The 23426-nt window shown below is 72.4% G+C and carries 20 protein-coding genes and 1 tRNA gene; 17 read left to right on the top strand and 4 right to left on the bottom strand.

What is annotated here, in order from left to right; genetic code table 11:
* Positions 1–123 precede the first annotated feature (123 nt).
* The gene (locus ACZ3ZD_RS23570; RefSeq protein WP_467400575.1) at positions 124–2997 is read left to right on the top strand and encodes a penicillin acylase family protein; all 2874 of its coding nucleotides are present in this window, start codon (positions 124–126) and stop codon (positions 2995–2997) included.
* A 119-nt stretch (positions 2998–3116) separates the two neighbouring features.
* Here the strand turns inward: ACZ3ZD_RS23570 and ACZ3ZD_RS23565 are convergent, their stop codons facing one another.
* A complete protein-coding gene (locus tag ACZ3ZD_RS23565; RefSeq protein ID WP_467400847.1) occupies positions 3117–3737 on the bottom strand; it encodes a 5-formyltetrahydrofolate cyclo-ligase in 621 nt (206 codons plus the stop codon).
* Between the two features lie 96 nt (positions 3738–3833).
* Between ACZ3ZD_RS23565 and galU the strand changes: the two genes are divergently transcribed.
* From galU to ACZ3ZD_RS23530, 7 genes are all read left to right on the top strand, one after another.
* On the top strand, positions 3834–4745 hold the full coding sequence (gene galU, locus ACZ3ZD_RS23560; RefSeq protein WP_467400573.1) for a UTP--glucose-1-phosphate uridylyltransferase GalU: 912 nt from the start codon (positions 3834–3836) through the stop codon (positions 4743–4745).
* Positions 4742–6064 carry a molybdotransferase-like divisome protein Glp gene (gene glp, locus ACZ3ZD_RS23555; protein WP_467400570.1) on the top strand — a complete coding sequence of 441 codons (1323 nt, stop codon included), beginning with the start codon at positions 4742–4744 and terminating at the stop codon, positions 6062–6064. The genes galU and glp overlap by 4 nt, the downstream gene beginning before the upstream one ends.
* 84 nt (positions 6065–6148) lie before the next feature.
* Positions 6149–6661 carry a cyclic pyranopterin monophosphate synthase MoaC gene (gene moaC, locus ACZ3ZD_RS23550; RefSeq protein WP_467400567.1) on the top strand — a complete coding sequence of 171 codons (513 nt, stop codon included), beginning with the start codon at positions 6149–6151 and terminating at the stop codon, positions 6659–6661.
* Positions 6658–7197, top strand: a complete 540-nt coding sequence (locus ACZ3ZD_RS23545) for a MogA/MoaB family molybdenum cofactor biosynthesis protein (RefSeq protein ID WP_467400564.1) — start codon at positions 6658–6660, stop codon at positions 7195–7197. Before moaC ends, ACZ3ZD_RS23545 begins: the two co-directional genes overlap by 4 nt.
* Complete coding sequence (locus ACZ3ZD_RS23540; protein ID WP_467400845.1) at positions 7194–7832, top strand: GNAT family N-acetyltransferase; 639 nt, start codon at positions 7194–7196, stop codon at positions 7830–7832. Before ACZ3ZD_RS23545 ends, ACZ3ZD_RS23540 begins: the two co-directional genes overlap by 4 nt.
* 176 nt (positions 7833–8008) lie before the next feature.
* Positions 8009–9190: a divisome protein SepX/GlpR gene (gene sepX / locus ACZ3ZD_RS23535; protein ID WP_467400562.1), complete on the top strand. Its 1182-nt coding sequence runs from the start codon at positions 8009–8011 to the stop codon at positions 9188–9190.
* A 94-nt stretch (positions 9191–9284) separates the two neighbouring features.
* Positions 9285–9358: transfer RNA gene (locus tag ACZ3ZD_RS23530), tRNA-Ala, on the top strand.
* Positions 9359–9430: 72 nt separating this feature from the next.
* Here ACZ3ZD_RS23530 and ACZ3ZD_RS23525 read toward each other — a convergent pair.
* The gene (locus tag ACZ3ZD_RS23525) at positions 9431–9907 is read right to left on the bottom strand and encodes a GNAT family N-acetyltransferase (RefSeq protein ID WP_467400560.1); all 477 of its coding nucleotides are present in this window, start codon (positions 9905–9907) and stop codon (positions 9431–9433) included.
* 80 nt (positions 9908–9987) lie between these two features.
* On the opposite strand from ACZ3ZD_RS23525, the gene ACZ3ZD_RS23520 reads away from it, so the two are divergent.
* Entirely contained in the window at positions 9988–10791 is an 804-nt protein-coding gene (locus ACZ3ZD_RS23520; RefSeq protein ID WP_467400557.1) for an exodeoxyribonuclease III, read from the top strand.
* Positions 10792–10881: 90 nt separating this feature from the next.
* Here ACZ3ZD_RS23520 and ACZ3ZD_RS23515 read toward each other — a convergent pair whose 3' ends face one another.
* Positions 10882–11547 carry a MerR family transcriptional regulator gene (locus tag ACZ3ZD_RS23515; RefSeq protein ID WP_467400555.1) on the bottom strand — a complete coding sequence of 222 codons (666 nt, stop codon included), beginning with the start codon at positions 11545–11547 and terminating at the stop codon, positions 10882–10884.
* A 133-nt stretch (positions 11548–11680) separates the two neighbouring features.
* On the opposite strand from ACZ3ZD_RS23515, the gene ACZ3ZD_RS23510 reads away from it, so the two are divergent.
* The 4 genes from ACZ3ZD_RS23510 to ACZ3ZD_RS23495 all read left to right on the top strand — a co-directional run bounded on the left by ACZ3ZD_RS23510 (position 11681) and on the right by ACZ3ZD_RS23495 (position 15370).
* On the top strand, positions 11681–13189 hold the full coding sequence (locus ACZ3ZD_RS23510; RefSeq protein WP_467400552.1) for a flavin-containing monooxygenase: 1509 nt from the start codon (positions 11681–11683) through the stop codon (positions 13187–13189).
* Positions 13186–14175: an alpha/beta fold hydrolase gene (locus ACZ3ZD_RS23505; protein ID WP_467400550.1), complete on the top strand. Its 990-nt coding sequence runs from the start codon at positions 13186–13188 to the stop codon at positions 14173–14175. The genes ACZ3ZD_RS23510 and ACZ3ZD_RS23505 overlap by 4 nt, the downstream gene beginning before the upstream one ends.
* On the top strand, positions 14172–15056 hold the full coding sequence (locus ACZ3ZD_RS23500; RefSeq protein ID WP_467400547.1) for an SDR family oxidoreductase: 885 nt from the start codon (positions 14172–14174) through the stop codon (positions 15054–15056). The genes ACZ3ZD_RS23505 and ACZ3ZD_RS23500 overlap by 4 nt, the downstream gene beginning before the upstream one ends.
* Positions 15057–15145: 89 nt before the next feature.
* Positions 15146–15370: a hypothetical protein gene (locus ACZ3ZD_RS23495; protein ID WP_467400545.1), complete on the top strand. Its 225-nt coding sequence runs from the start codon at positions 15146–15148 to the stop codon at positions 15368–15370.
* A gap of 81 nt (positions 15371–15451) precedes the next feature.
* Here ACZ3ZD_RS23495 and ACZ3ZD_RS23490 read toward each other — a convergent pair whose 3' ends face one another.
* Entirely contained in the window at positions 15452–18850 is a 3399-nt protein-coding gene (locus ACZ3ZD_RS23490) for a S41 family peptidase (protein ID WP_467400543.1), read from the bottom strand.
* 168 nt (positions 18851–19018) lie between these two features.
* Here ACZ3ZD_RS23490 and ACZ3ZD_RS23485 point away from each other — a divergent pair, with 168 nt between their 5' ends.
* The 4 genes from ACZ3ZD_RS23485 (at position 19019) to ACZ3ZD_RS23470 (ending at position 23399) form a co-directional block, all read left to right on the top strand.
* Entirely contained in the window at positions 19019–19621 is a 603-nt protein-coding gene (locus ACZ3ZD_RS23485) for a TetR/AcrR family transcriptional regulator (protein WP_467400540.1), read from the top strand.
* A gap of 106 nt (positions 19622–19727) precedes the next feature.
* Entirely contained in the window at positions 19728–21932 is a 2205-nt protein-coding gene (locus ACZ3ZD_RS23480; RefSeq protein WP_467400538.1) for an MMPL family transporter, read from the top strand.
* A gap of 136 nt (positions 21933–22068) precedes the next feature.
* The gene (locus ACZ3ZD_RS23475) at positions 22069–22557 is read left to right on the top strand and encodes a YbaK/EbsC family protein (protein WP_467400536.1); all 489 of its coding nucleotides are present in this window, start codon (positions 22069–22071) and stop codon (positions 22555–22557) included.
* On the top strand, positions 22554–23399 hold the full coding sequence (locus ACZ3ZD_RS23470) for an EamA family transporter (protein WP_467400533.1): 846 nt from the start codon (positions 22554–22556) through the stop codon (positions 23397–23399). The genes ACZ3ZD_RS23475 and ACZ3ZD_RS23470 overlap by 4 nt, the downstream gene beginning before the upstream one ends.
* Positions 23400–23426: the final 27 nt, after the last annotated feature.

Raw genomic sequence — 23426 nt, 5'->3', positions numbered from 1 at the left:
CTCGTGCGCGCTGGTTCCCGACTCCGCGTCAAGCGGGACAGGGCCCTGCGCCTATGGTTGCTCCAGCGCTCATTCAAAGTCACAGCCCGACCTGCCGCTCGCGTTAGGACAGCAAGGACAGCGATGCCCCCCAACACCACCGCCACAACGGGTGACACCGCCACCACGGGTGCCACGTCCGTCAAGTCCGGCAGGAAGAAGGGGCGCAGAGCCCGACTGATCGTCCTCGTGCTGGTCCTGGCCCTCATCGGCGGCGTCGCCTACGGCGCGTACTGGTCGATCAGCACGGTCCGCGCCTCCTTCCCGCAGACCACGGGTTCGATCAAGCTCGACGGCCTGTCCGGACCGGTCGACGTCAAGCGGGACGGCTACGGCATCCCGCAGATCTACGCCTCCTCGGACGAGGACCTGTTCATGGCGCAGGGCTACGTGCAGGCGCAGGACCGGTTCTACGAGATGGACGTGCGCCGGCACATGACCTCCGGGCGCCTGTCGGAGATGTTCGGCAAGGGCCAGGTCGACAACGACGCGTTCCTGCGCACCCTGGGCTGGGACCGGGTCGCCCAGCAGGAGTACGACACGAAGCTGTCGGCCGCCACGAAGAAGTACCTCCAGGCCTACGCCAAGGGGGTCAACGCCTACCTCCAGGGCAAGGACGGCAAGGACATCTCCCTGGAGTACGCGGCCCTGGGCCTCACCAACGACTACACGCCGCAGAAGTGGACCCCGGTCGACTCCCTCGCCTGGCTGAAGGCGATGGCCTGGGACCTGCGCGGCAACATGCAGGACGAGATCGACCGCGCCCTGATGACCAGCCGCCTCGGCCCGCAGCAGATCCAGGACCTGTACCCGGCCTACCCCTACGGCCGCAACAAGCCGATCGTGCAGCAGGGCCAGTACGACGATCTGACCCAGGCCTTCCAGGAGAGCGGCGGCACGGCCTCCCAGGGGACGACGAGCGGCACCCAGGGCACGACCGGCACCACCGGGACGACCGGCGGCACGGGCACCCGGGGCACGGCCGGCGGCGCCACGGGCCCCTCTCAGGGCAGCACGGGCGCGACCGGCTCCTCCGCCTCGGCCGGGACCGGTTCGGGCCTCACGAGCCAGCTGGGCGGCCTCTACCACGTCCTGGACGACCTCCCCACGGCCGTCGGGGTGAACGGCCAGGGCATCGGCTCCAACTCCTGGGTGGTCGCCGGGAAGTACACCGTCAAGGGCAAGCCGCTGCTCGCCAACGACCCGCACCTGTCGGCGTCCCTGCCGTCGGTCTGGTACCAGATGGGCCTGCACTGCCGGACCGTCTCCAGCAAGTGCCAGTACGACGTCAGCGGTTACACGTTCGCCGGCATGCCCGGTGTGATCATCGGTCACAACGCCGACATCGCCTGGGGCATGACCAACTCCGGGGTCGACGTCACCGACCTCTACCTGGAGAAGGTCAGCGCCGACGGCTACCTGTACGACGGCAAGATCCGGCCGTTCAAGACCCGCGAGGAGACCATCAAGGTCGCCGGCGGCAAGGACAAGACGATCGTCGTCCGGCAGACCCAGGACGGGATGCCGCTGCTGTCCGACCGCGACGACGAACTGGTCGAGGTCGGCAAGAGGGCGACCGTGACCACCGCCGCACCCGACCGGGGCGACGGCTACGGCATCGCCCTGCGCTGGACCGCGCTCGACCCGGGCACCTCCATGGACGCCGTGTTCGCGCTCGACAGGGCCGGGGACTGGAAGGACTTCCGCTCGGCGGCGGCCCTGTTCGACGTGCCGTCGCAGAACCTGGTCTACGCCAGCACGGACAACCACATCGGCTACACCCTGCCGGGCAGGATCCCCACGCGCTCCGCCAAGGACGACGGCTCCGTCCCGGCGCCGGGCTGGGACCCCAAGTACCGCTGGACGGGCTTCATCAAGCAGGACGAGCTGCCCTACGAGTACGACCCCGAGCGCGGCTACATCGTCACCGCCAACCAGGCCGTGGTCGACCCCCGCAAGTACCCGTACACGCTGACCACCGACTGGGGCTACGGCACCCGCAGCCAGCGCATCTCCGACCTGATCGAGTCCAAGATCAAGGACGGCGGGAAGATCTCCACCGACGACATGCGGCAGATGCAGCTGGACAACAGCAGCGAGATCGCCAAGCTGCTGGTGCCCAAGCTGCTGAAGATCGACCTGGACGACCCGGACGTCCGCGAGGCGCAGAAGCTGCTGGAGGGCTGGGACTACACCCAGGACGCCGACTCGGCCGCGGCCGCCTACTTCAACGCCGTCTGGCGCAACATCCTCAAGCTCGCCTTCGGCAACAAGCTGCCCCAGGAGGTGCGCGTCAAGGGACAGTGCCTGTGGGTCGACAAGATCGACAGCACCGGTCCGGTGGACGAGGACACCAAGGTGCGCGAGTGCGGCCAGCGCGACGCCGACCAGGCGCAGCCGGACGGCGGCGACCGCTGGTTCGAGGTCGTGCGCACCCTGATGGACAAGCCGGACAGCGACTGGTGGAAGACGCCCAAGTCGGGCACCCGGCCCGGCGCCGAGAACCGTGACCAGCTCTTCAAGCGGGCCATGATCGACGCCCGCTGGGAGCTGACCGCCAAGCTCGGCAAGGACATCGACACCTGGAGCTGGGGCCGTCTGCACCGGCTGTTCCTGAAGAACCAGACGCTCGGCACCGACGGCCCCAAGGCCCTGCAGTACATCCTGAACCGCGGCCCCTGGAAGCTCAGCGGCGGCGAGGCCACGGTGAACGCGAGCGGCTGGAACGCCGCCGGCGGCTACAACGTCGTCTGGGTGCCGTCCATGCGGATGGTCGTCAACCTCGCCGACCTCGACAAGTCCAAGTGGATCAACCTGACCGGCGCCTCCGGGCACGCCTTCAGCGCGCACTACACGGACCAGACGGGCAAGTGGGCCAACGGCGAGCTGCTGTCCTGGTCGTTCTCGGCCAAGGCGGTGGACCTGAGCACGAGCGACACGCTCGTCCTCAAGCCGTGACCCGGTGACGGCGCAGCACCGAAAGGCAGCACCGAAGCAGCACTGAAAGACAGCACCGCAAAACGGCCCTCCACGCGCGCGTGGAGGGCCGTTTCCGCTCCGGCGGCGGGCGGGCCGGGTCAGCTGTCCGTGAAGCGGCGCACTCCCGACGGCGTCACCACCGCGTGCACCGGCTTGTCGTGCGCCTCCGCCGGGACGCGGGCGACGACCTCCGTGTCGTAGAGCAGCACCACGAGCCGGGGCCGGACGCCGGCGCGTTCCAGCCGGGCCAGCACCCGGTCGTACGACCCTCCGCCGCGTCCGAGGCGCATCCCGCGCGCGTCCACCGCCAGCCCGGGCAGCAGGACGACGTCCGCGGCCGTCACGGCGTCCGGGCCGAGCCGCGGTCCGGAGGGCTCCAGCAGCGCCATCCTCCCGCCGTGCCGCACGCGCGCGAGGGAGTCCGGGCCGGCGTACTCGCCCCAGTCCAGATCGTTGTCGGGCAGGAGCGCGGGAAGGAGGACACGCACGCCCCGCGCGCGCAGCGCGTCCAGCAGGGCGAGCGTGCCGGGTTCGCTTCCCACCGAGACGTACGCCGCCACCGTGCGCGCGTGCGCCAGCTCGGGCAGCTCCAGGGCGCGCTCCGCCAGCGCGCGGCCCGTCTCCAGGACGTCATCCGCCGTCCACCTGTTCCTCGCCGCGAGGAGCTCTCGTCGTAGCGTCCGCTTGGCAGGCTCGTCCGTCCGTCCGCTGTGTTCCACCGGTCGCTCGCGCACCCTTCTTCTTGCAGGTCACACATGGGTCAAGCATCCGGAGCGCACAGATTCCGCACAAAGGCACCGGATATGGTTGCGGGCATGACTCAGTCCCACCCCAGGATCAGCAAGGCTGTCATCCCCGCAGCAGGCCTCGGCACCCGGTTCCTGCCGGCCACCAAGGCCACTCCCAAGGAGATGCTGCCGGTGGTCGACAAGCCGGCGATCCAGTACGTGGTCGAGGAGGCCGTGTCGGCGGGGCTCGACGACGTCCTCATGATCACCGGGCGTAACAAGCGCCCCCTTGAGGATCACTTCGACCGCAACTACGAGCTGGAATCGGCGCTGGAGAAGAAGGGTGACGCCGAACGGCTCGCGAAGGTGCAGGAGTCCAGCGACCTGGCCACCATGCACTACGTGCGCCAGGGCGACCCCCGGGGCCTCGGTCACGCCGTCCTGTGCGCCGCTCCGCACGTCGGCCACGAGCCCTTCGCCGTCCTCCTCGGCGACGACCTGATCGATCCGCGCGACCCCCTGCTGCGGCGCATGATCGACGTCCAGGAGCAGCACGGCGGCAGCGTGGTCGCCCTCATGGAGGTCGCGCCCGAGCAGATCCACCTCTATGGCTCCGCGGCCGTGGAGGCCACCGGCGACGGTGACGTCGTGAAGCTCAGCGGGCTGGTCGAGAAGCCCGACCCGGCGGACGCCCCGTCGAACTACGCGATCATCGGCCGGTACGTCCTCGACCCGCACGTCTTCGACATACTGCGCAAGACCGAGCCGGGCCGCGGCGGCGAGATCCAGCTCACCGACGCCCTCCAGCAGCTCGCGCAGGACGAGAAGGTCGGCGGCCCGGTGCACGGCGTCGTCTTCAAGGGCCGCCGCTACGACACCGGGGACCGCGGCGACTACCTGCGTGCCATTGTCCGACTCGCGTGCGAACGTGAGGACCTGGGCCCGGACTTCCGGACCTGGCTTCGCAGTTACGTAGCCGAGGAGATGCAGCAGTCTTGAGCAGCGCCGCGACCCGCCCCGCCGGCCAGGACCACCTGTGGTCGGTGGACGAGCACCTGGAGGACATCCTCTCGACCGTCCGCCCCCTCGAACCCATCGAGCTGCAACTGCTCGACGCCCAGGGCTGCGTCCTGGTCGACGACGTCACGGTGCCGGTGTCCCTGCCACCGTTCGACAACAGCTCCATGGACGGGTACGCGGTGCGGGTCGCGGACATCGCCGGCGCGAGCGAGGAGTTCCCGGCCGCCCTGGAGGTCGTCGGGGACGTCGCGGCCGGCGCGGCCGACCCGGTCCGGGTGGGCCCGGGGCAGGCCGCGCGCATCATGACCGGCGCCCCGCTGCCGCCCGGCGCCGAGGCCGTCGTCCCCGTCGAGTGGACCGACGGCGGGCTGGGCGAGGGCCCGGTGACCGGCATGCGGGCGCGCAGCCTGGCCCCCGAGGGCGCCGAGGGGGTCGTGCAGGTGTACCGGGCCGCCGAGGCACGCGCGCACGTGCGGGCCAAGGGCAGCGACGTGAAGGCCGGCGACCTGGCGCTGGAGGCCGGGGCGATCCTCGGCCCGCCGCAGATCGCCCTGCTCGCCGCGATCGGCCGCGGCACGGTCCGGGTGCGCCCGCGCCCGCGCGTGGTGGTGCTCTCCACCGGCAGCGAACTCGTCCAGCCCGGCGAGCAGCTGGCCGCCGGCCGGATCTACGACTCCAACAGCTTCGCCCTGACCGCCGCCGCGCGGGACGCGGGCGCCATCGCCTACCGGGTGGGCGCCGTCGCCGACGACGCCGAGACCCTCCGCTCCACCATCGAGGACCAGCTCATCCGCGCGGACCTGCTGGTGACCACGGGCGGGGTGAGCGTCGGGGCGTACGACGTCGTCAAGGAGGCGCTGGCGTACGCCGGTGACGCGGACGAGGCCGGCAGCGGCGTCGAGTTCCGCACGCTCGCCATGCAGCCCGGCAAGCCGCAGGGCTTCGGGTCCATCGGCCCCGACCACACCCCGCTGCTGGCCCTGCCCGGCAACCCGGTGTCCTCGTACGTCTCCTTCGAGCTGTTCGTCCGCCCCGCCATCCGCGCCCTGATGGGCCTCACCGATCTGCACCGGCCCCGCGCGCGGGCCGTCCTGAAGGCGGACACCGCGCTGCGCTCGCCCAAGGGCCGCCGCCAGTTCCTGCGCGGGACGTACGCCGGCGGGGAGGTGACCCCCGTGGGCGGTGCCGGGTCCCACCTGGTCGCCGCCCTGGCCCAGGCCGACGCGCTGATCGTCGTCCCGGAGGACGCGGAGTCCGTCGAGCCCGGCAGCGAGGTGGAGGTGGTCCTGCTCGGCTGACCCCGGCCGGTTGGCGGTACCGTGTCGCGCACAGCAGGCCCGCGCTCCGCACAGCGCCGGGCCCGGACCGGGAGCGCCACAGCCATGACAGTGCCTTCCCGGGGGGAGACCCCCGGACGACCTGCGCAGGACCGTCTGACGCACATCGACGACGCGGGCGCGGCCCGCATGGTCGACGTGTCCGGGAAGGACGTGACCGCGCGCACCGCCCGGGCCTGCGGCCGGGTCCTCGTCTCACCGCGCGTGGTCGAGCTGCTGCGCGGCGAGGGCATGCCCAAGGGGGACGCCCTGGCCACCGCGCGCATCGCCGGGATCATGGGAGCCAAGCGCACCCCGGACCTGATCCCGCTGTGCCACCCGTTGTCGGTGTCGGGTGTGACACTGGACCTGTCGGTCGCGGACGACGCCGTGGAGATCCGGGCCAGCGTGAGGACCACGGACCGCACGGGCGTCGAGATGGAGGCCCTCACCGCGGTGACGGTCGCCGCGCTCACCGTGATCGACATGGTCAAGGCGGTCGACAAGGGGGCGGTCATCACGGACGTACGGGTGGAGGAGAAGACGGGCGGCAAGTCGGGCGACTGGAGCAGGGCATGACCTTCGACGACGGCACCGGGGGCGCGCTGCATGCGCCGTACGCCGCGCTGGTCGTCACCGCCTCCAACCGCGCCGCCGCCGGTGTCTACGAGGACCGGAGCGGCCCGCTGATCGTGAAGGGCCTGCAGGACCTCGGGTTCGCCGTGGACGGGCCGCGGGTGGTGCCCGACGGGGATCCGGTGGAAGCGGCGCTGCGGGCGGCCGTGAGCGCCGCGTACGACGTCGTCGTCACCACCGGCGGCACCGGCCTGTCGCCCACCGACCGCACGCCCGAGGCGACCCGCGCGGTGATCGAGTACGAGGTGCCGGGCATCGCGGAGGCCATCCGCGCGTACGGCCGGGACAAGGTGCCGGCCGCCGCGCTGTCCCGGGGCCTTGCCGGGGTGGCCGGGGTCACGCTGATCGTCAACCTGCCCGGGTCGACGGGCGGGGTGCGCGACGGGCTCGCCGTGCTGGAGCCCCTGCTGGTCCACGCCGTCGACCAGATCCGCGGCGGTGACCACCCCAGACCGGGCAGCAGCGGGGGTGCGAGCTGAACAGCCCCTCCTGGCCCGTCGTACTGGCGGACGGCGATGTCGTCCTCCGCCCGATAAAGCTGCGCGACCAGCGGGCCTGGCGCGAGGTGAACCGGCGCAACCGCGACTGGCTGCGCCCCTGGGAGGCGACGATCCCGCCTCCCACGCCGAGTGGGCCGATCGTGCACCGGCCCACCTACCGCCAGATGGTCCGGCACCTGCGCGCGGAGGCGAACGCGGGCCGGATGCTGCCGTTCGTCATCGAGTACCAGGGGCGGCTGGTCGGGCAGCTGACGGTCGCCGGGATCACCTGGGGCTCGATGTGCTCCGGACACGTCGGCTACTGGGTGGACGAGGGGGTGGCCGGGCGCGGGGTGATGCCGACGGCCGTGGCGCTCGTGGTGGACCACTGTTTCCGTACCGTCGGTCTGCACCGCATCGAGGTGTGCATTCGCCCCGAGAACCGGCCGAGCAGGCGGGTCGTGGAGAAACTCGGATTTCGGGAGGAGGGGCTGCGGCCGCGTTATCTGCACATCGACGGGGCCTGGCGGGACCATCTCGTCTTCGCGGTCACCGCCGAGGAGGTGCCCGACGGACTGCTCGCGCGCTGGAAGCGGGCACGCGCGCACGGGGCCCAGCGCACCGAGAGCCAGTAAATGGAAAATGTGTTCGAAATTGATCGGTAGTTGACGTCTGAGGGTGCTGAATTTCGCGGCCCGGGCGGTCCTCTGATCGCATCGGTCGCAAAAATGCTGGAAATATCAGCCAGATCGTGCGACACACCGGCCCAATTGGCGGATGGCCTCACGCAAACCCCTCTACCGTGTGAGGCGTGAGCAGCAGCGGCCTCATCTACGCAGTCATTGTCGGGGCCTGGGCCGCCTACTTGGTGCCGATGTGGCTCCGTAGGCAGGACGAGCTGAACGAGGCCCGTCCGACGGAACGCTTCAGCACCGCCATCCGGCTGCTGTCCGGACGGGCGGGTATGGAGCGCCGGTACGCCAGGGACCTGCGGGCGCGCTCCACCCAGGAGGGGGAGCAGGACGCCGGTGATCCGGACGCCGTCACCGATTCGGTGGACGTCCGTGCCTTCGCCGTGCCTCCGACCCGCCGTCAGGTCACCGCGGACGCCGGGCCCGAGGCACCCGGCAGCGCGGACCCGGCGCACGACCAGGTCGCCGAACCGGCACCCAAGCCGGCCCCCGGGCACGCATCGGGAGCCATTCCCGCGCAGAAGCAGAGCGCGTCCGCGCAGGCCGCCGCGGCCCGCGCCCGGCGCTCGAAGGTGCTCGCGCGCCGTCGGCGCACCACCGTGCTTCTCTTCCTCGCCTTCACGCTCGGCGCGATCGTGGCCGCCGTCGGCGGGCTCGCCTTCCTGTGGGTGCCGGCCGTTCCCGCCGTCATGCTGAGCGGGTACATCGCCTACCTGCGGACGCAGGAGCGGCGCCGCTTCGCCTACCAGATGGACCGCCGGCGCGCCGAGGCCGCCGCCCAGCGCCTGCGCGAACGCCAGCCGCACCGGCGCGCGTCCGCCGGTACGGGCGCCGGTCAGGAGGAGGCGGAGCAGGGCGCGGACAGCGGCACGGACACCGGTCTGTCCACGCTCGCCGCCGACCGGCGCGCCCTGGTGGAGCAGACCGACCACGCCGAGTGGGTCGACCAGCAGCGGGAGCGGCAGCGGCGGCCCGGGCACGGCGACAGCTGGGACCCGGTACCGGTGCCCCTGCCGACGTACGTCACCGCGCCGGTCGCCCCGCGCGCCACCTCCGACGTGGACCTGGGCGCCCCCGGCACCTGGAGCTCGGCGCGGTCCAGCGCGGTGGCTCCCGAGCAGGACGCCGACGCCCACGAGGGCACGGCCGGCACACCGGCCCCCGCGGCCGGGGACCGGCCGGCGGGCGGTCACGGCGACGCCCGTCGCGCGGCCTCCGCACGGCGGGCACGGGAACGCGGACGCACCCCCCTCTTCGACCAGTACGAGGACGGCGACCGACCCCGCGCGGCCAACGAGTGACCCCCGTCACACCCCCGGAAAACCCCGCCCTGACCAGTCAGGGAGCGGATTTCCGAGCACCCCGATCGGGATGCTAAAGTTTCACTCGTTGCAAGGGCCTGTGGCGCAGTCCGGTAGCGCACCTCGTTCGCATCGAGGGGGCCAGGGGTTCAAATCCCCTCAGGTCCACTGCACGACGAAGATCCCGTCGGTCATCACGACCGGTCGGGATCTTCGTCGTTTCCGGTGGCTCGGTGCCGGTCACAGGCGCTTGGCGTAGCAGAGGCTGTCCTCGTAGTGGCGGTAGTAGCCGAACTTGGGGCAGGGCTCGTAGCCGGTGGAGGTGTACAGGGCTATGGCCTCCGGCTGCTTGGTGCCCGTCTCCAGGACCATGCGGATCCGGCCGGCCATGCGCGCGTCCTCTTCCAGGGCCGCGAGGATGCGGCGGGCCAGGCCCCGGCCGCGCATCTGCTCGATGACGAACATCCGCTTCAGCTCCGCGTCGCCGTCCTCGTTGCCCTCCTCGTTGCGGTCCCGGCTGCGCCAGCCGCCGGTGGCCACCGGGCGGTCCGCCTCGTCGTACGCGATCAGGTACACGCCCCGGGGTGGGTCGAAGTCGGCGGCGTCGAGGGCGGTGGCGTCGCCGCCGTCGCCGTAGCGCAGGTGGTACTCGGCCTGGACCTCGTCGTTGAGTTTCAGGGCGTCGGGGTGGTCGAAGCGAACGCGGCGAATAAACATGCTGGGCATCGTACTTCTATGCAGAGGGCGGGGGTCCCGGATTTTGCGGACCCCGACCAGTGTGCCGGTATCGTGCCCGGGTGCTGACTGTGACCTCGGTGAACGTGAACGGGCTGCGGGCCGCCGCGAAGAAGGGCTTCGTGGAGTGGCTCGCCGGGACCGAGGCGGACGTCGTCTGCCTGCAGGAGGTGCGCGCCGAGCCGCACCAGCTGCCCGAGGAGGTCCGGCAGCCCGGCGGCTGGCACGTCGTGCACGCCCCGGCCGCCGCCAAGGGCCGCGCGGGCGTCTCCCTCTACACGCGCCGGGAGCCCGACCGCGTCCGCGTCGGCTTCGGCTCGGCCGAGTTCGACGGCAGCGGCCGCTACGTCGAGGCCGATCTGCCCGGTGTCACGGTCGCCTCCCTCTACCTGCCCTCCGGCGAGGTCGGCACCGAGCGGCAGGACGAGAAGATCCGCTTCATGGACGAGTTCCTCGCCCACCTGAAGGAGCTGCGCGAGCGGGCCGCCGCCGACGGGCGCGAGGTCCTCGTCTGCGGCGACTGGAACATCGCCCACCGGCAGGCCGACCTCAGGAACTGGCGCGGCAACACCAAGAACTCCGGCTTCCTGCCCGAGGAGCGCGGCTGGCTCGACCGCGTCTTCGCCGCGCAGGACGGCGGCTACGTCGACGTCGTCCGCGCCCTCCACCCGGACGTCGAGGGGCCGTACACCTGGTGGTCGTACCGGGGGCGGGCCTTCGACAACGACACGGGCTGGCGCATCGACTACCACGTGGCCACGGCCGGGCTGGCCGGCAAGGTGGTCAAGGGGTACGTCGAGCGCGCGGCCACGCACGCGGAGCGGTGGTCGGACCACGCGCCGGTGACGGTCGTCTACGACCTCTAGGCCCACCCCGGATCTCTCGTCCCGCGCCCGGGTCCTCTGGTCCCGTCTCCCGGACTTCTGGTCCCGCCTCGCCCGGTCTTCTGGTCCCGCTCAGTCCCGCTTGTTCAGGCGGCGGTCCAGGGCCAGGGAGAGTTCCGCCTCCACGACGCTGCGGGCCAGGGGGCGCAGGCGGCGCAGGTCCTCCTCGGGGGCGTGGCGCAGCACCAGGGTGGTGAAGAGGTCGGCCAGGGCGTCGGCGTGTTCGCGGACGCGGGCGCCGGCCGCCAGGACCTCGGCGAGCGGGATGCCCTCGCGGACCAGGGCGGAGGAGACGTCCAGCAGCCGCCGGCTGATGTGGACGATCTCGTCGCCGTCGGTGCCGAGGTAGCCCAGTTCCAGGGCGGCGGCGAGGTTCTCGGGGGTGACCTCGCCCTCGAAGCGGGCGGCGAGTTCCTCGGGGGTGAGGCGGACCGGCTCCTCCTCGGTGGGGGTGCCGACGCCGAGCAGGTCGGCGACGTCCCGGCCCTGGTCGAGGGCCTCGGCGAGTTCCGCTATGCCGTTCAGGGTGTGGCCGCGCTCCAGCAGCGTGGCGACGGTGCGCAGCCGGGCCAGGTGGTGGTCGTCGTACCAAGCGATGCGGCCCTCGCGGCGGGGCGGCGGGAGCAGCTTGCGCTCGCGGTAGAAGCGCAGGGTGCGCACGGTGATGCCGGCCAGCCGGGCCAGCTCCTCCGTGCGGTACTCGCGGGGGCCTCGCTGGGGTTCTGCGTCCTCTGCCACGCCCGCAGCCTATGGCGTACCAGCGGTAACTTTCCCTCGTCCCACCCCTACCGCTCAGTAGGCGGCTGCTCTACAGTCCCATTGCGCCAGTAATCACTGGCATGGTTCCTAGGTGATGCGTGGAGGCTTCGGGATGACCGAGCACGAGCATGTACGGGTGGCGGTGATCGGGTCCGGGTTCGGCGGTCTGGGGGCCGCCGTGCGGCTGCGCCGCGAGGGAATCACCGACTTCGTCGTCCTGGAACGGGCCGACAGCGTCGGCGGCACCTGGCGGGACAACAGCTACCCCGGCTGCGCCTGCGACGTGCCCTCGCACCTGTACTCCTTCTCCTTCGCGCCCAACCCCGAATGGCCGCGCACCTTCTCCGGGCAGAGCCACATCCGCGCCTACCTGGAGCACGTCACCGACCTGTTCGGACTGCGCCCGCACCTCCGCCTCGGCTCCGAGGTCACGCTGATGACCTGGGACGCCGACCACCTGCGGTGGAACATCGAGACCACGCGCGGGACGCTGTCCGCCGACGTCGTCATCTCCGCCACCGGGCCGCTGTCCGACCCGAAGATCCCCGAGGTGCCGGGCCTCGCCTCGTTCCCCGGCAGGGTGTTCCACTCCGCCCGCTGGGACCACGACTACGACCTGAGCGGCAAGCGGGTCGCCATGGTCGGCACCGGCGCCTCCGCGGCCCAGATCGTGCCGGCCATCCAGCCGCAGGTCGGCCGGCTCACCCTCTTCCAGCGCACCCCGCCCTGGGTGATGCCCCGCGTCGACCGCGCGATCAGCGGTGTAGAACGCGGGCTGCACCGGCGGCTGCCCGTCACCGCCCAGGCGCGGCGCGCCCTGCTGTGGGGCATCCGGGAACTCCAGGTGCAGGCGTTCACGAAGCGCCCGGACGAACTCGGCCTGGTCGAGCGGCTCGCCAAGCGGAACATGGCCCGCGCCATCAAGGACCCCGCGCTGCGCGCCAAGCTCACCCCGGACTACCGCATCGGCTGCAAGCGCATCCTGCTGTCCAGCACGTACTACCCGGCGCTGGCCAAGCCGAACGTGGACGTCGTGGCCGGCGGGCTGAGCGAGGTCCGCGGGTCGACGGTCGTGGCGGCGGACGGCACCGAGGCCGAGGTCGACGCGATCATCTTCGGTACGGGCTTCCACGTCACCAACCTGCCCATCGCCGAGCGGGTGGTCGGCGCGGAGGGCATCACGCTCGCCGAGTCCTGGAAGGGCGGCATGCGGGCGCTGCGCGGGGCCGCGGCGGCCGGGTTCCCGAACCTGCTGACGATCATCGGGCCCAACACCGGCCTCGGGAACTCCTCGATGATCCTCATGATCGAGGCCCAGCTGAACTACATGGCCGACTACCTGCGGCAGCTGGACGTCCTCGGCGGTCGTACGGCCCTCGATGCCCGGCCCGCGGCCGTCGAGGACTGGAACGACCGGGTCCAGGAGCGGATGAAGCGCACCGTGTGGAACACCGGCGGCTGCACCAGCTGGTACATGGACGCGAGCGGCCGCAACACCACCCTGTGGCCGGGGACGACGACCGAGTTCCGGCGCGCGACCCGGCGGGTGGACCTGGCGGAGTACGAGGTGATCCGCAGGCCCGCGGCGGTCCCCGGGCGGACGAGCGAGGCCGCCGTATGAGCCCCTTCGCCTCCGCCGCCTCCGTCACCGGCGGCCCCTACGCCCCGCCCGTCCCGGCCCGCACCCTCACCGCCGTCTCCGCCGACGGCGCGCGGCTGCACGTCGAGGTGCACGGCCCCGAGGACGCGCCCCCGGTGGTCCTCGCCCACGGCTGGACCTGTTCCACGGCCTTCTGGGCGGCGCAGACACGGGACCTGGCGACCGACCACCGGGTGATCGCCTACGACCAGAGGGGGCACGGGCGCAGTCCCGCGAGCCCCGCGTGCACGACCCGGGCGCTGGCGGACGATCTCGAAGCGGTGCTCGCGCAGACGCTCGCGCCCGGGGAGAAGGCGCTCGTCGTCGGCCACTCCATGGGCGGTATGACGGTCATGGCCGCGGCCGGTCGGCCCCGCTTCCAGGAGCACGCCGCCGCCGTCCTGCTGTGCAGCACGGGCAGTTCGCGGCTGGTCGCGGAGGCGCTCGTGGTGCCGTTGCGCGCCGGGCGCATGCGGACCTGGCTCACCGGGCGTGTCCTCGGTTCGCGCGCCCCCCTCGGGCCGGTCACGCCGGTGGCCAGGAGAATCCTCAAGTACGCCACCATGGGCGCCGGTTCCACCCCGCACATGGTGGAGGCGTGCGCACGCATCGTGCACGCCTGTCCGCGCGGGGTGCGGCACGCCTGGTCGGTGGTCCTGTCGGGACTCGATCTCGACCACGGCGTGCGGGAGTTGGGGGTGCCCACCGCGGTGGTGTACGGCACGCGCGACCGGCTCACACCCCCGGTGCACGCCCGGGCGCTGGCCGCCGCGCTGCCGAACTGCGTCGGGCTGACCGAGCTGCCCGGTGTCGGCCACATGACCCCGATCGAGGCGCCCGAGCCGGTGACCGGCCGGATCCGGGAACTCGTCGGCAGGTACGTCACGGAGGAGGCCCCCGGGCACGGTTCCGTCCCCGCGCAGAGCGCGCAGAGCGAGCACATCGGGCAGATCAAGGAGGGCGCATGAGCAGGATCGGCCTCGAAGGGCAGGTCGCGGTCGTCACCGGGGCGGCGCGCGGTGTCGGTGAGTTGTTGGCACGCAAGCTCTCCGCGCGGGGCGCGAGGGTCGCGTTGGTCGGCCTGGAGGAGGAGGCGCTCAAGGAGGTCTCCTCGCGCCTGCACACCGAGAGCGCCCACTGGTACGCCGACGTCACCGACCACGAGGCGATGAGCCGGGTCGCGCAGGAGGTGAAGGACCGGTTCGGGAAGGTCGACATCGTGGTCGCCAACGCCGGTGTGGCGACCGGCGGTCCGTTCGCCGAGTCCGATCCGGCGGCCTGGCGGCGGGTGATAGAGGTGAACCTGATCGGCTCGGCGGTGACCGCGCGCGCGTTCCTGCCCGTGCTGGTCGAGAGCCGCGGCTACCTGCTCCAGATCGCCTCGCTCGCCGCGATCACGCCGGCGCCGATGATGACGGCGTACTGCGCGTCCAAGTCGGGCGTGGAGGCGTACGCGCACAGCCTGCGCAGCGAGGTCGGCTACCAGGGCGTGCGCGTCGGTGTGGCGTACCTGTCGTGGACCGACACCGACATGGTGCGCGGCGCCGACCAGGACGACGTCATGCGGGAGCTGCGGCAGCGGCTGCCGTGGCCGTCGAACAAGACGTACCCGCTGGGGCCGACGGTGGACCGGCTGGTCGCCGGGATCGAACGGCGCTCGGCGCACGTGTACGGGCAGTGGTGGCTGCGCGGGATGCAGGGCATACGCGGATACCTGCCGGCGCTCGTCGGGGCGGCCGGGCAGCGTGAGGTGAAGCGGTTCGCGCCTCGCCTGCAGGGGATGCGCTCGGGGCTCGTCGGCGCAGGTGGGGCGGCCGACGAGGCGGCGCGGACTACGCACCGTAACTGATCGACATGCAGGGCGTGTTCGCCCGTGTGAATCTGGTCGAGGCCCCACCACGGGGGCCGAACCCGCACTCATCACGGGAGTGAACCCACATGGGTATGAAGGACCAGTTCCAGGACAAGTCGCGCCAGGCCAAGGAGAAGATGGACCAGGGCCGCGAGAAGGCCGGCCAGCGCGGCCAGCAGGGCCGCCCGGGCCAGGGCCAGCAGGGCCGTCCGGGGCAGCAGCCGCCCGAGCGGGGCAGCCAGAACCACCGTGACATCGAGGACACGGAAGAGCAGGTGCAGGACCGGTTCGACCAGGACTACGACGCGTAGCCGCTGCGCTCGCTTGGCCGGATGACGTGGGGTGCCCCCTGCATGGGGGGTGCCCCGCGTTCTTTCACGTTCCCTGGGCGGTCATCGCCTTGGGGGGAGGTGGGGGCGGGAGTGGTCGGGGAGGTTGCTGAGGGGCGGGGGGGTTGCCGCGGGGGTGGTGGCCAGGAGTTCCAGGGCCAGTTCCACCGCGTCGGCCAGCTGGGCGTGGCGGCCTTCCGCCCAGTCGAGGGGGGTCCGGACGATTTCCAGGTCGGGGGTGACGCCGTGGTTCTCGACGGACCAGCCGTAGGCGTCGAACCAGGCCGCGTTCATGGGGACGGTGATGACCGTGCCGTCGCCGAGGCGGTGCCGGCCGGTCATGCCGACGACCCCGCCCCAGGTGCGCTGGCCGACGACCGGGCCGAGCTTGAGCAGCTTGAAGGCGGCCGTGATCATGTCGCCGTCGGAGGAGGTCGCCTCGTCGGCCAGGGCCACCACCGGGCCGGGCGGCGCGTTCGAGGTGTACGACACCGGTTCCGCGTTCCGGGTCAGGTCCCAGCCCAGGATCGTCCGGGTCAGCTTCTCGATGACGAGTTCGCTGATGTGTCCGCCCGCGTTGCCGCGCACGTCCACGATCAGCGCCGGCCGGGACACCTCCATGCGCAGGTCGCGGTTGAACTGGGCCCACCCGGAGCCGCCCATGTCGGGGATGTGCAGGTAGCCGCACCTGCCGTCGCTCAGTTCGCGGACGACCTCGCGGCGTTTGGCCACCCAGTCCTGGTAGCGCAGCGGGCGTTCGTCCACGAGCGGGACGACGGCGACCCGCCGGGCGCGCCCGGTCCCGCCCTCGCCGGGCAGGAACGTCAGCTCCACGGTCGTACCGCCCGAACCGGCGAGCAGCGGATAGGGGCCGGTGACCGGGTCGACCGGGCGGCCGTCGACGTGGGTGAGGACGGCGCCCTCGCGGATGCCCGTGCCGGCCAGCGGTGAGCGGGCCTTGGAGTCGGAGGAGTCGCCGGGCAGGATCCGTTTCACCGTCCAGCGGCCGTCACGGCGGACGAAGTTGGCGCCGAGGAGGCCCTGCCAGCGCTGGTAGTGGGGCGGGCCCTCGTTGCGGCGGGCGGCGGTGACGTAGGCGTGGGAGGTGCCCAGTTCGCCGAGGACCTCGCGGAGCAGGTCGGCGAACTCGTCGGGGGACGCGACCCGTTCGACCAGGGGGCGGTACTGGTCGAGCACCGCGTCCCAGTCGATGCCGCACATGCCCGGGTCCCAGAAGTAGGCGCGGGTCAGCCGCCCGGCCTCGTCGTACGCCTGGCGCCACTCGGCGGCCGGGTCGGCCTCGTGCAGGATGCGGCGTACGTCGATCCAGACGGTCGAGTCGGCGTCGCCGATCTCGGTCGACGGGACCGCGCGCAGGTCGCCCTCGTCCACGACGACCAGCCGGGTGCCGTCGCCGCTCACCGCGAACCAGTCCAGGTGGTCGACCAGTTCGGCCTTCTTCGCCTTGGTGAGGTTGAAGTACTCCAGGGTCGGGCGGCCGCTGACGTCGGCCGGGTTGGCGAAGGTCTCGCCGAGCGCGCCGGAGATCGGCCAGCGCAGCCAGACCAGGCCGCCACCCGCGACCGGGTGCAGCGCCGAGTACTTGGAGGCGACGACCGGGAACGGCGTGACCCGGTTCGCCAGGCCCTCCACCTCGACCGTCACCGCGCCGTGCTCCCCGGTCTCCTCGTCCTCCAGCGGGTCGAGGCCGCCGGCGGCGGGGCGGCCCTCGGGATTGAGGGCGAAGGGGGAGGGGGTGGCCGAGGAGAGCGGGACCAGGTAGGGGCGGCAGCCGAGCGGGAAGGACAGGTCGCCGGTGTGCACGTCGTAGACCGGGTCGAAGCCGCGCCAGGAGAGGAAGGCGAGGTAGCGGCCGTCGCGGGTGAAGACCGGGTTCTCGTCCTCGAAGCGGCCGTTCGTCACGTCCACGATCAGGCCGTCCTTGATGCGGGCGAGCTTGATCTGGCGCAGGGTGCGGCCGATACCGGGGTGCGACCAGGCGATCCAGCAGCCGTCGGGGGAGAAGGCGAGGTCCCGCACCGGCCCGTTGAGCGACCGCACCAACTCGACGACACCGGCGCGCGTCCCGGCCGTGCGAGGCGCCGCGCTCGCCTCCGACGCCGTCGCGCCGCCCTCCGCCCCGTCCGCCGACGCCGTCGCGCCGCCCTCCGCCCCGTCCGCCGACGCGGTCCCGCCTTCCGGCGCGGCCCCCTCTTCCTCTCCGTCCCCCTCCCCCTGTGCCCCCTCTTCCTCCTCGCCCGCATCGATCAGCAGAAGCCGGCCGTCGTGGGAGGCCACCGCCAGGCGTTCGCCCTGGGGGTCGCTGGTCAGTTCCAGGATGCGGCCCAGCGTGCCGGAGGCGAGCCGGCGGGGGGTGCGGGCGCCGGTCGCCCGGGGCAGGTGGGCGATCTCGACGGCGTCCTCGCCCTCGGCGTCGGTGACGTAGGCGACCTGGCCGGTGGAGCCCAGCATCTCCGGGAGCCGTACCCGGACGCCGGGTGTCTCGGTGATCGTACGGGCCGGGCCGTCGCGGTGGGTGAGCCAGTACAGGCTGCCGCGGACGACGACCGCGCTGGCCCGGCCGGTCTCGTCCACGGAGACGCCGTCGACGTTCTGCGCGGCCGGCACCTGGTAGGGGCGGCGGCCGGTGCGCGGGCCGGCGAGGCGGATGTCGAGTCTGCGCGGGGCGCCGGCCGGGGAGAAGTCGTCCACCAGCCACAGGTCGCCCGCGCACTGGTAGACCACCCGCTCGCCGTCGCTGGAGGCGTGCCGGGCGTAGAAGGCGTCGTGGTCGGTGTGGCGGCGCAGGTCGGTGCCGTCGTAGGCGCAGGAGTAGAGATTGCCGATTCCCTCGTGGTCGGAGAGGAAGGCGATCCGGCCGGCGACGAACAGGGGGCAGGCCAGGTGGCCGCCGAGGTCCGGCAGCAGGCGCTGCCCGTGCAGCCACAGCCGGCCCATGGCGCCGCCGCGGTACCGCTTCCAGGAGGCCGGTTCGTGCGGCGGGGTGCCGGTGAGCAGGAGGGTCCTGCGCTCGCCGGCGAGGTCGGCGACCTGGATGTCGGCGACCGGGCCCCAGGGCAGCCGGCCGCCCGGGTCGCCGTCGGCGGTGACCTTGTAGGCCCAGGTGAAGTGGGAGAAGGGCTGGCCGTGGGAGGCGACGGCCAGGATGTCGCCGTCCGGGGTCCAGCCGCAGACCTGGGTGTCGGCGCTGCCCCAGTACGTCAGCTGCCGGGCGGGGCCGCCGTCGACGTCCACGAGGTGGATCTCGGGGACGAGGCTGCGCCAGGACGTGTAGGCGATCCGGCGCCCGTCGGGGGCGAAGCGCGGATGGCCGGCCTTGGTACGGTCGGCGGTGAGCCGCCAGGCGCGGCCCGGGGCGTCGAGGGGAGCCAGCCAGAGGTCGTCCTCGGCGACGAAGCAGAGCAGGTCGCCGCTGAGGTGGGGAAGGCGCAGATAGCTCACCTCCCCATGCTTTTCCGGCCGGGGGACCCCAGCAACTCGTGGCGCTTGCTTATGGTGTCTTCACCTTCGTGACCCACCACACGTACGAAACGGTTTCGTTTCGTATCTCGGCGGGGTATCTTCAGCGGTGTACGGAAGACGACGAGCCGGAGTGGGAAGGTGACGGGCATGACCGAAGCCACTGCCGCGGCACGGCGCAGCCGGATCACGCCCGAGCGCGAGGCCGAGCTGTACGACGCCGTGCTCGACCTGCTCCGAGAGGTCGGCTACGACGCCCTGACCATGGACGCCGTGGCCGCCCGCACCCGGTCCAGCAAGGCCACGCTCTACCGCCAGTGGGGCGGCAAGGCCGAACTGGTCGCCAAGGCGGTGCGGCACAACAAGCCGGGCCGGGCCGGCGCAGTCGACACCGGCTCGCTCAAGGGCGACCTGCACGCGATGACCCTGCGTGTGGACGACTGCGAGATGGAGCAGAACTCCGCGCTGATGCGGGGCCTGGCCATGGCGGTGCACGGCAACCCGGATCTGCTCAAGGCGTTCCGGGAGCACCTCGTCGAACCGGAGACGGCGGAGTTCCGCCGCGTGCTGCAACGCGCGATCGACCGGGGCGAGGTCCGTGCGGACAACCCGGCGATCGACTTCGTGATCCACATGATGATCGGCGCGTTCGCCGCCCGCAGCCTCATCGACGAACAGCCGCCGACGCAGGACTTCCTCCTTTCGTACATCGACGCCGTGGTCCTCCCCGCCCTCGGCGCCTCCACCTCCTGATCCACGCTCTTCCCCGGCAAGCCCACCACCTGACGTCACCGCTCACGTCGTCGGGCTGATCACCCCTGCCCGCTGAAACCCACGACCTGACCGGGAGTACGCCTCCGTGGCCACGTTCCTCTACAAACTCGGCCGTCTCGCCTTCAGGCGACGGCACTTCGTCGCCCTCATATGGATCGCGCTGCTCACCCTCGCCGGGGTGGGCGCCGCCTCCGCGCCGGCCGCCGGCAACACGTCCTTCTCCATTCCCGGCACCGAGGCCCAGAAGGCCTTCGACCTGCTGGAACAGCGCTTTCCCGGGATGAGCGCCGACGGCGCCACCGCCCGGGTCGTTTTCAAGGCCCCGAAGGGCGAGAAGATGACGGACGCCCTCAACAAGGCGACCGTCGAGAAGACCGTCAGGGAACTGCGAACCGGCTCCGAGGTCACCTCGGTCGCCGACCCCTACGCCGGGCACGCCGTCAGCAGGAACGGCACCATCGCCTACGCCTCGGTGAAGTACGACGTCTCCGGCATGGAGCTGGCGGACTCCTCCCGGGACGGCCTGAAGGCGGCCGCGCAGCACGCCCGCGACGCGGGTCTCACCGTCGAGGTCGGCGGTGACGCGCTCAACGCGACGCCCGAGACCGGCTCCAGCGAGGTCATCGGCATCGCGGTCGCCGCGGTCGTCCTGGTGATCACCTTCGGCTCGCTGCTCGCGGCCGGGTTCCCGCTGCTCACCGCCCTCATCGGGGTCGGCATCGGGGTGTCCACGATCACCGCGCTGGCCGGCGCCCTGGACCTGGGCTCCACCACCTCCACCCTCGCCTCGATGATCGGCCTCGCCGTCGGCATCGACTACGCCCTGTTCATCGTCTCCCGCTACCGCGGCGAACTCGCCGAGGGCCGCGAGCGCGAGGAGGCCGCCGGGCGCGCGGTCGGCACGGCGGGCTCGGCGGTGGTCTTCGCCGGCCTGACCGTCGTCATCGCCCTGGTCGGCCTGTCGGTCGTCAACATCCCGATGCTGACCAAGATGGGCGTCGCGGCCGCGGGCACGGTCGCCGTCGCCGTCCTCATCGCCCTGACCCTGATCCCGGCGCTGCTCGGCTACGCCGGCCGCAGGGTCAGGCCGGCCGGCGAGAAGAGCAGGCTGCTCGGCGGCGGCCGGGCGCCGAGGAACCCCGGCCGCCCCAACATGGGCACCCGCTGGGCAGGCTTCGTCGTCCGCCGCCCGGTCGCCGTCCTCCTGCTCGGTGTGATCGGCCTCGGCGCCGCGGCGATCCCGGCGTCGTCCCTGGAGCTGGGCCTGCCCGACGACGGCTCCCAGCCCGTCTCCACCACCCAGCGACGCGCCTACGACCTCCTCTCCGAGGGCTTCGGACCCGGCTTCAACGGCCCCCTGATGGTCGTCGTCGACGCCAAGGGCAGCGCCGACCCCAAGGCCGCGTTCACCGAGGCCGGCGACCAGATCAAGGGCCTGAAGGACGTCGTCACCGTCACCCCGGCCACGCCCAACAAGGCCGGTGACACCGCGACGATCACGGTCGTACCCCGGTCCAAGCCGTCCTCGGCGACCACCGAGGACCTGGTGCACGCCATCCGCGACAAGGGCGGGGACATCGCCCGGGACACCGACTCCACGGTCCTGGTCACCGGCTCGACGGCCATGAACATCGACGTCTCGCAGAAGCTGAACGACGCGCTCCTGCCGTACCTGGCCCTCGTGGTCGGCCTGGCCTTCCTGCTGCTGATCGTGGTCTTCCGCTCGGTGCTGGTCCCGCTGAAGGCGGCCCTCGGCTTCCTGCTGTCGGTGACGGCCGCGCTCGGCGCCGTCGTCGCGGTCTTCCAGTGGGGCTGGCTGTCCGGTCTGATGAACGTCGAGCAGACCGGCCCGGTGATGTCGATGATGCCGATCTTCATGGTGGGCGTCGTCTTCGGCCTCGCGATGGACTACGAGGTGTTCCTCGTGACCCGGATGCGGGAGGCCTACGTCCACGGCGAGAGGCCGGGGCAGGCGGTCGTCACCGGCTTCCGGCACGGCGCCCGGGTCGTCACCGCCGCCGCCGTCATCATGATCGCCGTCTTCTCGGGCTTCATCGGCTCCAGCGAGTCGATGGTCAAGATGATCGGCTTCGGCCTCGCGGTCGCCGTCTTCTTCGACGCGTTCCTCGTCCGCATGGCCATCGTCCCGGCGGTCCTCGCCCTGCTCGGCAAGCGGGCCTGGTGGCTGCCGAAGTGGCTGGACCGCGTGCTGCCCAACGTCGACGTCGAGGGCGAGGCGCTGCGCACCGCGGCCGACCCCGACGGGGAGAAGGAGCTGGTACGCGCCTGACGTACCGCTCGCGACGGACGTGGCCGCCGGTGAGGGTGCCCGTGGGGACGGGACCGCGCCCTCACCGGCCCTCCCGTCCGGCCGCCTCCCCGGAACTCGTTTCGTGTACCACGCAGTGACGCGTTAGCGTGCGGCCATGACGACGACCGCGCATCCTCGTTTCGCCGCCGCACTGGAGGAATCGGGACTCGGCGAGGTGCTCGTCCGGGTCCGGAGCTTCCCCGAGGCCACCCGGACCGCGGCCGAGGCCGCCGCCGCGATCGGGTGCGAGCCGAGCCGGATCTGCAAGTCGCTGGTCTTCGCCGCCGACGGGGTCCCGGTGCTGGTCCTCGTGGACGGCGCCTCCCGGGTGGACGTCGAGCGGGTACGGCGGGAGCTGGGCGCCCGGCAGGTCACCCGGGCCGACGCCGCCGTGGTCCGCGAGACCACCGGGTACGCCATCGGGGGTGTACCGCCCTTCGGGCACCGCACGCGCACGCGTGTCCTCGCCGACCGCTCGCTCCTCGCGCACGACCTGGTGTGGGCCGCGGCCGGGACGCCGTACAGCGTCTTCCCGATCGCGCCGGAGGAACTCGTCGCCCACGCGGGCGCGACCCTCGTGGACGTGCGCGAGCGGTCCGCGTGACGCCGCTGGTCGCGGCGGCCGTGCTGCTCGCCGCCTTCACCCACGCCGGCTGGAACGCCATCGCGCACCGCATCACCGACAAGCTGGCCGGCTTCGCCCTGATCTCCGGCGGCGGGCTGCTGATCGGGCTCGCGATGACCCCGTTCACCGCGCTCCCGGCCGGCGCCGCCTGGCCGTACCTGTGCACCTCGGCGGTCGTGCACATCGCCTACTACGCCCTGCTGATGACCTCGTTCCGGCTGGGCGACTTCGGGCAGGCGTACCCCATCGCGCGCGGCAGCGCCCCGCTCGTCGTCACGCTGCTCGCCGCCGTCTTCGCGCACGAGGTGCCCGGCGCCTGGGCGCTCGCCGGTATCGCCGTGTCCTGCCTGGGTCTGACCGGCGTCAGCCTGTGGGGGCTGCGCGGGAGGCGGCCCGACTGGAAGGCGATCGGCGCGGCCCTCGCCACCGGTCTGACGATCGCCGTGTACACCCTCCTCGACGGCCTGGGCGTACGGGCCTCGGGCACCTCCCTCGGGTACATCGCCTGGCTGATGGCCCTCCAGGGCGCGGTGATACCCGTGTTCCTGTACGCACGCGCGCGTGCCGACACGGTACGGCTGCTGCGGCCGTACGCGGCCCTCGGCCTCCTCGGCGCCGCCCTGTCCGTCGCCGCCTACGCCCTGGTGCTGTGGGCCCAGACCCGTGCCGCGCTCGCCCCGGTCGCCGCCCTGCGCGAGTCGTCCATCATCGTCGGCGCGGCCATCGGCGCCCTGTTCTTCAAGGAGCGCTTCGGCGCCCCGCGGATCGCGGCGGCGGCCCTGCTGGTCCTGGGCATCGGGCTGATGCTGCGCGCCGGTTAGCGCCCGGCGGCCGACATGACGGGCCGG

Source organism: Streptomyces sp. NPDC023481 (genome assembly GCF_055560195.1).
Note: the sequence above shows the minus strand (reverse complement) of the source record. Positions and strands in the feature narration are given on the sequence as shown.